Genomic DNA, 12,924 nt, shown 5'->3' with positions numbered 1-12,924 from the left:
GCTGCGGAACCTGAACGAGACGCAATGGTGGTATCAAGTGCCGGCCGGGTGCGGTCACGGTTTGGGCGCTTCGGTACCCGGCACACCACGGGGACTCCCGCGCTCGAACCACTCATTAGCGCGTTACGCAATAATCACCCGAAGGCAGACGTTTCTATCATTGAACGTGCCTACGCGACTGCGGAAAAAGCGCACCGCGGGCAGATGCGTAAAAGTGGTGACCCATACATTACTCACCCGGTTGCAGTTGCGACGATTCTCGCCGAATTGGGCATGACCGCATCAACGTTGGCTGCTGCTTTACTTCATGACACAGTGGAAGACACCCCCTATTCGTTGGCGCAACTGACCAGTGAATATGGGGAAGAAATCGCTTTGCTCGTTGACGGGGTCACCAAACTCGACAAAGTCCAGTACGGTGACGCAGCCCAGTCTGAGACTGTGCGCAAAATGGTTGTGGCGATGGCGAAGGACATTCGTGTCCTGATGATCAAGCTGGCGGATCGCCTCCACAATGCCCGCACATGGAAGTTTGTCCCCTCGCAGTCCGCGGCGAAGAAGGCGCGAGAAACCTTAGAGATTTACGCTCCCCTTGCGCACCGTTTGGGAATGAACACCATTAAGTGGGAACTAGAGGACCTGTCCTTCCAAACGTTGTACCCAAAGGTGTATGAAGAGATTGTCCACCTTGTTGCCGAGCGGGCTCCTGCTCGTGAGGAATACCTCAATGTTGTGCGGGAGCACATCAATCACGATTTGCGTGCAGCACGCATTAAAGCAACGGTGACGGGACGCCCCAAACACTATTATTCGATCTACCAAAAAATGATCGTCCGAGGGCATGACTTCCAAGACATTTACGACCTGGTCGGGACCCGAGTGTTGGTTGACACAGTCCGGGATTGTTACGCCGCATTAGGTGCATTGCACGCACGATGGAACCCGGTTCCTGGGCGGTTCAAAGACTACATCGCCATGCCGAAGTTCAACATGTACCAGTCACTCCACACCACGGTGATCGGTCCAGGCGGCAAACCTGTTGAGATTCAGATCCGCACCCATGACATGCACCGTCGGGCAGAGTATGGTGTGGCGGCGCACTGGAAGTATAAGGAAGGTGCTAAGGCTCCTGCTGGGGGTGGCTCTTCTGATATGGCGTGGTTGCGTCAACTTGTTGACTGGCAACGGGAAACCGCTGATCCCTCAGAGTTCCTTGATTCGTTGCGTTTCGAAATTGGTTCTCGTGAGGTGTATGTCTTTACACCCAAAGGTGACGTTGTTGCTCTACCGCAGGGTGCTACTCCGGTGGACTTCGCTTACTCTGTGCACACAGAGGTGGGGCACCGAACAATGGGGGCAAGGGTCAATGGTCGCCTTGTGCCCTTGGACTCACAGCTTGAAACGGGCGACACCGTTGACATTTTGACGTCAAAAGCACAAACAGCTGGTCCGTCTCAGGACTGGATGGCTTTTGTCAAGTCAGCTCGTGCACGGAACAAGATTAGGCAATGGTTCCAAAAAGAACGCCGTGATGAAGCGATCGAACATGGTAAGGACCAAATCGCCAAAGCATTACGGAAACAGAATTTGCCGTTCCAGCGGTTGCTATCGCATGAGTCTGTTCTTGCCACGGCACATGACATGCGCTACCCCGATGTGTCTGCTCTCTATGCTGCAGTGGGTGAGGGGCAGATTTCTGCTGCGAATGTTGTGCAAAAACTTGTGGCAGCGTTGGGTGGTTCTCAAGCGAATGAGGAAGACCTTGCTGAGGTCGCACGTCCCTCAAAGGTGTCACGGTCACGCAGGCAGGGGGACCCTGGTGTTGTGGTCAAAGGCACCGACGATATCTGGGTCAAACTTGCAAAGTGCTGTACTCCTGTTCCCGGTGACGACATCATCGGTTTCGTCACCCGTGGGCAAGGGGTGTCCGTTCACCAGGTGGATTGTCACAATGTGGAGCAGTTGCGTGAGCAGCCTGAGCGCATTGTTGATGTGGAGTGGACAACTGGGTCCAACGCCATGTTCCTGGTGCAGATCCAAGTGGAAGCTCTCGATCGTCCCCGGCTCCTGTCGGATGTCACCCGCGTACTGTCAGATTCACACGTGAATATTTTGTCAGCGTCAGTGACCACCTCGACCGACCGCGTAGCGATTTCGAAGTTCACCTTTGAAATGGCGGAACCAGCTCACTTGACTACAGTCTTGAATGCTGTGCGACGCATCGATGGTGTCTTTGACGTCTATCGCATTAAAGGTGCGTAGCAGGGGAGATGATGAGGCTGCTCAACGTGTCTAGAGCAGCGAGAGCGGCTGCCTGACGGCGTTGTCGGTAGGTGCTGTGCAGTCGTTGCCGTGCCTCAACAACGTGCTGAGTGGTGAAATGTCCGCGGATGAACGCATCCTGGAGCAAATCCTGCGGGGGGTCGTTCATCGTGAGACAGTCTACTAGGGTGCGGGCCAGCGTTGTGAGTTGGTGACCCGCGCACGTGGTGAGGTCTGGGGTGAGCAGGGTGGCTTGATGGAGGATAAGTCGGGCACGCTGGGTGGGTGTGGGCTGGTGTCTGCGGTAGGTGATGTGCGCATCGCGGGGGAGCGGCCCGCCGCAGTGGACCCATAATGCTGTGGTGTGGGAGACAACCTCGGTTGCCGCGATCCGATGTTCGAGGTGGGCTATGCGCATTCGTGTACCTGCGGATTCGGTCATGATCGACGGGATCGCATGACGATCTGTGACTGGGATGAGTGACCCCTCACGGAGGAGTTCTTGCCATGAGGCTGCGCCTCCGACCGTGGCTGGAGTGTAGATGCGCGCGTCATGCCAGCGAGACCAAGTCTCACCCAAAGTGGCGGCGTTGAGTTGTTGCTTCAGGCGTCGATAGGTCACTGTCGTCATGCCGCCAGTGTGCCATGTGGTCACAACACAGCGCTGGGGCGGTCGGTGAAAGTGTGGAAAACCTTCACGACCGCCCCAGACGTCAGAGCACGATGTGCCGTGAGTCGAATACGCGCCTATGCTTCCTCGGCAGCGCGTCGGATTTGTTCCAGCCACGCTGTCCGGGCAGCTAACGCATCGGTGAGTTCCTTCACCTTTTTGTTGTTGCCGGCGGTTTGAGCGGCGGCGAGGTCCTCTTCGAGCTGGTGAATACCCTGCTCGAGTTGAGCGAGTGCACCTTCAGCACGTGCTTTGGTTTCTGGGTTCGAACGATCCCACTGTGCCTGCTCTGCGTCCTTAATCGCACGTTCTACTGCCCGTAGGCGACCCTCAACGCGCTGAACATCAGCGCGTGGCACCTTCCCAGCGGCTTCCCACTCATCCTGGATGGTGCGAAGTTGGGCCTTGGCAGAGGCGATGTCAGTGACCGGGACAAGCTTCTCCGCACGCTCAAGGAGAGCTTCTTTGACCGCAAGGTTTGCTTCGAACTCTTGGTTGAGCACGGCGTTTGCTTCGTCACGGCGAGCGAAGAAAGCGTCTTGCGCGGCCCGGAACTGAGCCCACAATGCGTCGTCATCCTTACGGTTCGCACGACCAGCTGCTTTCCACTCTGTCATGAGGTCCCGGTACGCTGCCGCAGTGCTCGCGAAGTCCTCCGAGGTTGACAGTGCCTGTGCTCGGGCAACAAGTGCAGTTTTTTTCTCTTTTGCGGCTGCGTTCAGTTTCTCCAGTTCGGAGAAGTAGTGGCGTCGTTCACGGTCAAAAGCAGTGCGCGCGTGAGAGAAACGCTTCCACAGGGCGTCTTCTTGGACTTTATCGAGACGCGGGCCTTGACGCTGCGCTTCCTTCCATTGCTCGAGCAAAGTTCGGAGTTCTTCGCCTGCTGGACGCCACTGGATTTTCGCCGGGTCAGTACCAGCGATTTTCTCAGCGCGCTCAACGATCACGGTTCGCTGCGCCAACGCTTCTTCCTTCGCGGCAGCCCGTTGTGCGTCGAGTTCGCTTCGACGCTGTGCTGCGGCAGAGGTCAACGCAGCAACACGGTCACGCAATGCTGCCAGGTTCCCGACAGCCGCCGGAGACTGTGTTTCCTCTGCAAGTTTGGCAACTGTGGAGTCGATTTCTTTGATGCCCAAATCTGCATGGTGCAAACGCGCCTCAAAGAGCGCCACCTTGGCGACGAGGTCCACGTACCTGCGTGCGTAAAAAGTGAGTGCTTCCTCCGCAGTGTTGTCAGGCATCTGTCCCACCACACGGGTGTCCTCACCGTCCACAACAGATACCGTGCCATCGTCATCCACACGACCAAACTCACGCGCCTGCGCGAGTGCTTGCGCATCGTCAGGCACTGAGGGAGCAAGCACTGGAGCAGCTGAGGCCTGTGGGCGTGCGCTGACCTTTTTTAAGGCCGATGGTCGAACCCCAGCAGGAGTGACCCGTGGTTTGGCCGGGGGAGAGGACGTCGCGGGCGCTTCTCCCTCATGTGTTTCTTGGGTGGTGGGAGAGTTCTGCTCGGTGTTGTCGCTCATCGGCTTGCTCCTTGTGCTGTAGTGGCGAGGAGGTGTCTCCTCGTCAGCGACCGTCACAACAGCGTCCTCGCTGCGGTGACCTGACGTGGTGGCGCACGGGCGCCACCACCCAGTCTAGGGACAAAGCGGCAAGAATGTGGTACTCACCGTGGTGTTGACTCGAAAAAAATCACGGTCATATCGAGACCTTTGGCGTCTGCGAACACTTCGGATGTGTGCGTTTAACCAGTTCAACGATGTGCGTGCTTGGTTTTGTTGTCCAGCTTGTGTGCCGTGAATCTGTGGGGGATGAAACACGCCGTAGACTAAGATCATGGCACGTCCGACACCACTTTCAGGTTTCCCCGAATGGCTTCCCTCACAGCGGATCATTGAACAGCACATGCTGGTAACCATTCAAGAAGTTTTCGAGCTTCATGGTTTCTCAGGTATTGAAACTCGCGCCGTTGAACCGTTAGAGCAACTACTGAGGAAAGGAGAAACCTCCAAAGAGGTGTACGTGCTCCAACGTCTTCAGGCTGCTGATGATGCCCCACAGGCTGCGGCTGACAAGGCTCTTGGACTGCACTTTGATCTCACCGTGCCCTTCGCCCGGTACGTTCTTGAACACTCTGGCCGGCTCAATTTTCCCTTCAAGCGCTACCAGATCCAAAAGGTGTGGCGCGGAGAGCGCCCCCAAGACGGCCGATTCCGTGAGTTTTACCAAGCCGACATTGACGTCGTCGGGCAAGGAGAACTGCCTTACCACTACGAAGTGGAACTTCCACTCGTGATGGCGCGAGCACTGCTTGCTCTGGCCCCTTATGGGGTGCCACCGTTCACGATTTACGTGAACAACCGGCGTCTGGCTGAAGGGTTTTACCGCGGGATCGGGTTAACTCACATTGAGGAAATTTTGCGTTCGATCGACAAGATCGACAAGATCGGGCCGGGAAAAGTTGCTGATCTTCTTGTGGCAGACGCTGGGGCAACTGCTGAGCAGGCGCATCTGTGTCTCGAACTTGCCGCAATTCATGGCTCGGACGAGACCGTCATTGACACAATTTCGGAACTTGCTCACCGCGAGGGAGTGAACCACCCGCTCTTTGATCAAGGGCTCACCGAACTGCGTGAACTTCTTGCTGCAGCCCAGGTTCGTGCCCCTGGTCTTGTGGAAGCGAACCTCAAGATCGCCCGTGGTCTGGACTACTACACCGGTTCGGTCTATGAATGTGTCCTCCACGGACACGAAGACCTCGGTTCTATCTGCTCTGGAGGACGCTACGATACCCTCGCAAGCGATGGCAAAAACACCTACCCCGGTGTGGGGTTATCTATTGGAGTCTCCCGTCTCGTTTCGCGTTTGTTTGCTCACAACCTCGTTGAGGTTACGCGGGAAACACCGACCGCTGTCCTCGTTGCTGTCAATGACGAAGCAGACCGGCACGCCTCAACCGTGGTGGCTGATCAACTGCGGGCGCGCAAAGTGTCTGCTGACGTTGCGCCCTCAGCAGCGAAATTTGGTAAACAAATCAAGTACGCAGACAAACGTGGCATCCCTTTTGTGTGGTTCCCGCCAACACAAGCACAACCGCAGCACACGGTCAAAGATATCCGCACCGGTGAGCAGCATGAAGCTAACCCGGACACCTGGTTACCTCCTGCTGGAGATTTGCACCCAACAACGCAACCCGTTGCTGCACGCGAACAATAACAATGCTCCGTAGGGGGCTGGCCCCTACAATGGACATCATCACTTAACGACCATCACACTGAAGGACAATCTCGTGCTGCGCACTCATCACGCTGGAACACTCACAACCGCTCACAAGGGGAACACGGTCACGCTCACCGGCTGGGTTGACCGGCGCCGCGACCACGGGGGAGTAGCATTCATTGACTTACGCGATGCGTCAGGTGTCGCACAGGTCGTTATCCGTGACGAAGAGGTTGCCCACCCATTGCGTGCCGAGTACGTCCTCCAAGTGACCGGCACTGTCGAACAGCGTCCGCAAGGCAACAACAACCCGAACCTCCCGACCGGTGAGATTGAGGTGATTGCCTCCCAGGTTGTGGTGCTTAATGAGTCCACCGCCCTTCCGTTCCAAGTATCAACAGCGTTGGAGGGGACTGAAACCATTGGTGAAGAGGCTCGGTTGCGACACCGGTACCTCGATTTGCGTCGTCCTCGACCCGCACAGTTGTTGAAACTACGATCACAGGTGTCGCAAGCTGCTCGCCGTGTCCTTGACACTCACGACTTCGTGGAGATTGAAACACCCACGTTGACCCGGTCCACCCCGGAAGGCGCACGCGACTTCCTCGTGCCTGCTCGGTTAGCCCCAGGTTCATGGTATGCGCTCCCACAATCACCTCAGTTGTTTAAGCAACTGCTGATGGTCGCTGGAATGGAACGGTACTACCAGATCGCACGGTGCTACCGTGATGAGGATTTCCGCGCCGACCGCCAACCAGAGTTCACACAGCTTGACATTGAGATGAGCTTCGTTGAGCAGGACGACGTTATTGCGTTGGCTGAGGAGCTTCTCGCTAACATTTGGGCATTAATTGGTGTTGATCTCACCACCCCCATTCCTCGAATCACTTACCACGAGGCAATGCGTAAGTATGGCTCGGACAAGCCTGACTTGAGGTTTGACCTGGAAATCTCAGAGCTCACGGACTATTTCGCGAACACCACGTTCCGGGTGTTCCAGGCCGAATATGTGGGTGCGATTGTTATGCCTGGGGGGGCTTCACAGCCGCGCCGTCAGTTCGATGCATGGCAAGAGTGGGCTCGTCAACGCGGAGCAAAGGGTTTGGCGTACGTCACCATTGCTGATGACGGAACGTTAGGCGGTCCTGTTGCGAAGAACCTGACTGACACCGAACGTGACGGGTTGGCTGCAGCAACAGGCGCATCGCCAGGTGACTGCATTTTCTTTGCTGCTGGCCGTACTGACGAGTCACGATCCTTGCTTGGTGCTGCGCGTAATGAGATTGGTGAACGAACCGGACTCATTGATGACGATGCGTGGGCGTTTGTGTGGGTTGTTGACGCACCGTTGTTTAAACCAGCAGGGCAAGATGACGATGTGGACCTTGGCTCCTCACAGTGGACCGCTGTTCACCACGCCTTTACTAGCCCAACACCAGAGTGGATTGACTCGTTTGACACTGACCCGGGTCACGCGTTGGCATACGCCTACGACATTGTGTGTAACGGCAATGAGATTGGTGGCGGTTCCATCCGTATTCACCGGCGTGACGTCCAAGAGCGTGTTTTCCAGGTGATGGGTATTGGTGAGGAAGAAGCGCAAGAGAAGTTTGGGTTCCTCCTTGATGCGTTCCAGTTTGGTGCCCCACCACACGGGGGAATCGCGTTTGGTTGGGACCGCATTGTGGCGTTGTTGGGTCGTGCAGATTCCATTCGCGATGTGATTGCATTTCCAAAGTCAGGTGGCGGTTTTGATCCGCTGACTGCGGCTCCTGCCCCGATCACGGAGCAACAACGCAAGGAAGCTGGTGTTGACGCGAAGCCTGAGGTTCCGGCGGACGCCTCATAGCGCGAAGGCCGGTGTGTTGTTGTGTGGGGTGTCCGTTGCCGCGGGTGCCCCACACGCGTATGTGCCCCACATGCGTATGTGGCCCACGCGGCTCCAAGGGGGAGGAGGGGTACATTGCGCTGCTGGTCGTGGAGCCGGAGAGGTGATGTCTGACTTTTCTTGGAAGAACAGGGTGGGGTTCCTTGCTGCTTAGCAAGGGAACATCCGTCAACGGGCGGGATTTCCTCGGTTTCACTCAGAAGTGTACGCTAGGTTCGAACGTGTGTATTATTAGCGCAAGTCCGCGCAAAAAAACAGGGAGCGATTTTTATGCCTGACGCCTATCTGTCACGTCCCGGCAACATCTCACCCAACATCGCATTCCCAGATCCCAACGATCGCCCCGCGGTGAGTACTGATATTGCCGTACTTACCCTGACCCCTGAACGGGAGTTGGCGGTGGTGCTCATTGACCTTGACGGTCAACGTCAACTACCGGGAACGTTCATGATGCCTGGCGAAACACTGAAGAAGTCGGCACGGCGTGCTCTGAGTGAGTGCCTGACGCTCGAGGTGGGGGAGATACACCTCCTTGACGTCTTGGACGAACCCGCACGCGATCCACGCGGGTGGATGTTGTCAATCTCGTTCTTCGCAGCGGTTCCATACAGTGCTGTGGAGCTTCTCCTGGCGGAGGAGCACGGACCAAACCCCCCATACCCGTTGGCTCTTGTTCCCGTGTCCGATCTGCATGTGACATCTTTTACGGCGAACCAGTCTCAGGTGATCGAACAAGCCGTGGACAAGATCACGCATGAGTATGCTCTGCGGCCAGACCCCTACTACTTTATTCCTGCAGAAGAGGTCACTCTTTTTGACCTGCGCAACGTGCACGAAATTGTCCGGGGAAAGAAGATTTTGAAGGACAACTTCCGCAGGCGGATGACGCCTCACCTCCTCGACACTGGTCATGTCACTCAAGGGCGATTAGGGAAGCCGGCCAGGTTATACCGTCGGCGCCAGGTGCGGGTGCCCCGACCACCTGCTCAGGAAACATCGTTAGGCTGAAGTGATGGACCTCTTTGATTCCACAGGAAGCACAAGTGCGGGCCTGCCAGAACCGTCCCCCACAGCTCCGCTAGCAGTGCGGATGCGCCCGCGCACAGTGGAGGAGGTGACCGGGCAGACCCACCTCCTACAGCCGGGGTCTCCGTTGCGGCGTCTGTTGGATACCAGTGGAGAATACCAGCGGGCGATGCCTGGCTCTGTCATGTTGTGGGGCCCACCCGGAACAGGGAAGACGACACTTGCGTACCTGATTGCTCTGAACTCAGGGCGTTTCTTTGTTGAACTGTCTGCGGTGACGGCTGGTGTCAAGGACGTCCGGGCAGTCATTGACGATGCGCGCAGGCGGCTCACTTCTGGTGGGCAGGAAACAGTGTTGTTCATTGACGAGGTGCACCGGTTCTCCAAATCACAGCAAGATGCCCTGCTTCCTTCAGTGGAAAACAGGTGGATCACACTGGTGGCTGCGACCACTGAGAACCCTAGTTTTTCCGTCATTTCACCGCTGTTGTCACGGTCGCTCTTGCTCACGCTCAAACCGCTTGATGATGACGACATTGCTGGGTTAGTTGATCGAGCTCTCACAGATTCACGAGGACTTGCAGGGGAGGTGCTTATCGATGCGGAAGCCAAACTGCACTTGCTCCGTCTTGCTGGTGGGGATGCCCGCAAAGCACTCACTATCCTCGAGGCGGCTGCGGGGGCTGCATTGGACCGTCATCGGTCACAGGAGCATAGTTCGCAGGCGCGTGTTGATCTCACTACTATGGAACAAGCCATCGACGTTGCTGCGGTTCGGTACGACAAGGATGGCGATCAGCATTATGACGTGATTTCTGCGTTCATTAAGTCGATGCGCGGCAGTGATGTTCAGGCAGCGTTGCATTATCTGGCACGCATGATTGTGGCGGGCGAGGACCCACGTTTCATTGCTCGCAGGATTGTGATCAGTGCGTCTGAGGATGTGGGGATGGCGGATCCCTCTGCTCTTCAGGTTGCGACAGCCGCAGCACAGGCTGTGCAATTGTTGGGCATGCCCGAAGCGCGGTATGCGCTTGCCCAGGCGGTCGTGCATATTGCCACTGCTCCGAAGTCGAACCGTGCCCATGATGCCATCAATGCGGCAATTGCTGATGTTCAGTCAGGGAAAATTGGGGTTGTCCCAGAGCACCTTCGTGATGGTCACTACTCCGGTGCTCAGAAACTCGGGCACGCGGTGGGGTACAAGTACGCCCATGACTATCCACATGCAATTGCGCCGCAACAGTACTTACCGGATGTGTTAGCAGGGTACGAGTACTATCACCCGAGCGACCGAGGATTTGAGCGCAACGTCACACAACGGATGGATGCGATCACGCCAATTCTGCGCGACGGGTCATCAATGACTGGTCGACCTTAGGAGGCAAGAATTGCGTCCACAACAGGGTGAATATGGCGTGATCTCAACGTCTGATGAGTGTGGAGTGACGCTTTGGTGAGCGCATCGTGCATCGTTGATACTGGATCGTCGAGTTTGTCTGCGCTCATGACAACAACGTCAGCAGCCTCAAGAAATGGTTCGTGGAACTGTGCCCGGCCATCATAGTCATGGAGGTCAACCCATACTGGTGCGCTCATTGTGCGGATCGCGGGGAGGAGCCGTGCCGATTCGGCAGAAAGATCCATCACAATTGCATCAGCTGTGCTCATTGCTTGCAAGATTTCGTCGTCACGTTGCCCCGAACTTGGTGGCGGTGAGGTGAGATAAAAGGACAAGCGTTGACCGTCAGCGGCCATGATGTTTGTGTGCCGTTCGGTCATACGCGACTCGCAGTTGATAACAGTAGCGCCAACATGCGTCAATAAGTCGCAGATCATGTGGCCCATCTCGTCGGAACCAAACTGAGTAACGATAGTGACATCACAGCCAAGTTCACTCAGGTTCATACATTTTCCGAGTGATGTGCCGCCAAACGTGTCATAAAAATCATCCACCACAATCATGTGCGGCTCAGGTTGAGGGAGTGCTGGAACGAAGAGAAGAGAGTTCCATGCGCAAGGCCCAGAAATAACCACATGTGGACTGATCACTGACGTCTCCTTGTCGCGGTTGTCATGTGGAAGTCCATCGTAGGTGCCGCATGGCGCATGTTGAGCGCAACGTCACAGAAAGACCCCTGTATTCGATCACATTGAGCGCCGTTAACCGTGCAGCGAACTGGTAGACTTTTCTAGTTGTCTGCTACCAAGACAACCGCCTGGGATCTCAGCCCTGAGGCACATTGGTTCATGACCGTGTGCCCGTCGGCCGGTCCCGCATCACCCCACATGGCGGTGATGTGACGTCTTTATCCACACGACAGGAATGGAACTCTCCATGTCTTCAGTGACTCGTTCACGCCGCCAGGTCCGCCTGAGCCGCGCCCTTGGTCTTGCGCTGACCCCAAAGGCTGTGAAGCACTTCGAAAAGCGCCCCTACGCTCCAGGTGAGCACGGCCGTTCACGCCGTCGCACCGAGTCAGACTACGCTGTGCGTCTTCGTGAGAAGCAGCGTTTGCGTGCACAGTACGCGCTGCGTGAAAAGCAGATGCGTGCAGCATACGACAAGGCCCGTCACCTTGACGGTTTGACCGGTGAAACCATGGTCGAACTCCTCGAGACCCGCCTTGACGCACTCGTGTTGCGTGCCGGTTTCGCCCGCACCATCCTTCAAGCGCGCCAGGCTGTTGTTCACCGCCACATCCTCGTTGACGGCAAGCTTGTGGACCGCCCATCGTTCCGTGTGAAGCCTGGTCAGACCATCCAGGTGAAGCCAAAGATGCAAGCTGCAACCCCTTACCAGGTTGCTGCCGCCGGTGCGCACCGCGATGTCCTCCCAGAGGTTCCCGGATACCTTGACGTCCAGTTGGAAAAGCTCACCGCTGTTCTGACTCGTAAGCCAGCACGTGCCGAAATCCCAGTCCAGTGTGAAGTGAACCTGGTCGTGGAGTACTACGCACGCTGATGCTTCCCCGTCGATGACGGTATGAAACACCATGTCAGGCCCCTCGTTTTCACGAGGGGCCTGACATGTTTCTGCGTGTACATCAGCGAATAGAGGGCACGGAAGGTAGGGTGTGTGAAGGAAAGAACATGTCTGCGACAAGGGAGTTCAAGTGATCGGTGACATTGCCGGGTTGATAGCGGCGATCGCGTTTGTGGCACTCGTGGGGCTGATCGCTGTGCCCCTCATCAAACTGGGTAAAGTGCTCGACGCAGCCACAACAACAATCGAAGAAATCGCCGAACACACCATCCCAATCCTCAACGAATCGGCAGCCACACTCACCTCAGCAAACGCGCAGCTCGAAAAAGTTGACACCGTCACCACCTCAGCGGCTGAAGTATCGCAAAACATTTCCGCTCTCACCGGTTTGTATGCGGCAACGTTTGGAGGACCGCTTGTCAAAGTAGCGGCCTTCAGTTACGGAGTGCGCCAAGCTGCTGGACGCGCATGGTCCACGATGCGCGGACGCAACCCCAAGGAGCAACGATGAAGCGCATCGTTTGGCTCGGTATTGGTGTGGCAGTGGGTGTGTACGCATACTCCAAGGTCCGGCAAGTCGCACGTCAGTACACCCCGGCAGGGGTATCAGAAAAAGCCGAACACCTCGCGAGCGATGTTGTTGGCCGAGTAGAAACGGCTGTCAAAGGTCTCGCACCAGATTTCTCATCAGCATACGCGGCTCGTGAGAAAGAACTCATGGACCAACTGCTCGCTGACACCCAAGAGTCCGTGGCAGAGATGCGAGCTCGACGTGCCCGGCATGCAGCACGGCCCTCGCCCGGGAATGACACAGACATCACCGACGTTGACCCTGACGAAGAGGCGCTCGGGTATTCTTTTTGAGTT

The 12,924-nt window shown here is 56.5% G+C and carries 11 protein-coding genes; 8 read left to right on the top strand and 3 right to left on the bottom strand.

The window, feature by feature from the left end; genetic code table 11:
• Window positions 1-24: 24 nt before the first annotated feature.
• Window positions 25-2,262 carry a RelA/SpoT family protein gene (locus JDEN_RS06860; RefSeq protein WP_083775208.1) on the top strand — a complete coding sequence of 746 codons (2,238 nt, stop codon included), beginning with the start codon at window positions 25-27 and terminating at the stop codon, window positions 2,260-2,262.
• Here JDEN_RS06860 and JDEN_RS06855 read toward each other — a convergent pair.
• Together JDEN_RS06855 and JDEN_RS06850 are read right to left on the bottom strand one after the other, a co-directional pair.
• Window positions 2,249-2,893: a hypothetical protein gene (locus JDEN_RS06855; RefSeq protein WP_015771646.1), complete on the bottom strand. Its 645-nt coding sequence runs from the start codon at window positions 2,891-2,893 to the stop codon at window positions 2,249-2,251. The genes JDEN_RS06860 and JDEN_RS06855 overlap by 14 nt on opposite strands.
• A 116-nt stretch (window positions 2,894-3,009) precedes the next feature.
• Window positions 3,010-4,461 (bottom strand): DUF349 domain-containing protein, encoded by a 1,452-nt coding sequence (locus tag JDEN_RS06850; protein ID WP_015771645.1) that lies wholly within the window; start codon window positions 4,459-4,461, stop codon window positions 3,010-3,012.
• A gap of 313 nt (window positions 4,462-4,774) precedes the next feature.
• Here JDEN_RS06850 and hisS point away from each other — a divergent pair, with 313 nt between their 5' ends.
• From hisS to JDEN_RS06830, 4 genes are all read left to right on the top strand, one after another.
• Window positions 4,775-6,154, top strand: a complete 1,380-nt coding sequence (gene hisS / locus JDEN_RS06845; protein WP_015771644.1) for a histidine--tRNA ligase — start codon at window positions 4,775-4,777, stop codon at window positions 6,152-6,154.
• A 73-nt stretch (window positions 6,155-6,227) separates the two neighbouring features.
• Window positions 6,228-8,006 (top strand): aspartate--tRNA ligase, encoded by a 1,779-nt coding sequence (gene aspS, locus JDEN_RS06840; RefSeq protein WP_015771643.1) that lies wholly within the window; start codon window positions 6,228-6,230, stop codon window positions 8,004-8,006.
• Between the two features lie 309 nt (window positions 8,007-8,315).
• Complete coding sequence (locus JDEN_RS06835) at window positions 8,316-9,053, top strand: NrtR DNA-binding winged helix domain-containing protein (RefSeq protein ID WP_015771641.1); 738 nt, start codon at window positions 8,316-8,318, stop codon at window positions 9,051-9,053.
• 4 nt (window positions 9,054-9,057) lie between these two features.
• Window positions 9,058-10,452, top strand: coding sequence for a replication-associated recombination protein A (locus JDEN_RS06830; RefSeq protein ID WP_015771640.1), 1,395 nt, complete (start codon window positions 9,058-9,060; stop codon window positions 10,450-10,452).
• Here JDEN_RS06830 and JDEN_RS06825 read toward each other — a convergent pair.
• The gene (locus JDEN_RS06825) at window positions 10,449-11,123 is read right to left on the bottom strand and encodes a carbohydrate kinase family protein (RefSeq protein ID WP_015771639.1); all 675 of its coding nucleotides are present in this window, start codon (window positions 11,121-11,123) and stop codon (window positions 10,449-10,451) included. The two genes, JDEN_RS06830 and JDEN_RS06825, sit on opposite strands and share 4 nt — an antisense overlap.
• 286 nt (window positions 11,124-11,409) lie before the next feature.
• On the opposite strand from JDEN_RS06825, the gene rpsD reads away from it, so the two are divergent.
• The 3 genes from rpsD to JDEN_RS06810 all read left to right on the top strand — a co-directional run bounded on the left by rpsD (window position 11,410) and on the right by JDEN_RS06810 (window position 12,921).
• Window positions 11,410-12,036: a 30S ribosomal protein S4 gene (gene rpsD, locus JDEN_RS06820; RefSeq protein WP_015771638.1), complete on the top strand. Its 627-nt coding sequence runs from the start codon at window positions 11,410-11,412 to the stop codon at window positions 12,034-12,036.
• A 151-nt stretch (window positions 12,037-12,187) separates the two neighbouring features.
• Entirely contained in the window at window positions 12,188-12,568 is a 381-nt protein-coding gene (locus JDEN_RS06815) for a DUF948 domain-containing protein (RefSeq protein ID WP_015771637.1), read from the top strand.
• Window positions 12,565-12,921, top strand: a complete 357-nt coding sequence (locus JDEN_RS06810) for a hypothetical protein (protein ID WP_015771636.1) — start codon at window positions 12,565-12,567, stop codon at window positions 12,919-12,921. Before JDEN_RS06815 ends, JDEN_RS06810 begins: the two co-directional genes overlap by 4 nt.
• Window positions 12,922-12,924: the final 3 nt, after the last annotated feature.

This window comes from Jonesia denitrificans DSM 20603, assembly GCF_000024065.1.
In the GTDB taxonomy this organism is placed as follows: Bacteria; Actinomycetota; Actinomycetes; order Actinomycetales; family Cellulomonadaceae; genus Jonesia; species Jonesia denitrificans.
This window is presented reverse-complemented; position numbering and strand designations above follow the sequence as displayed.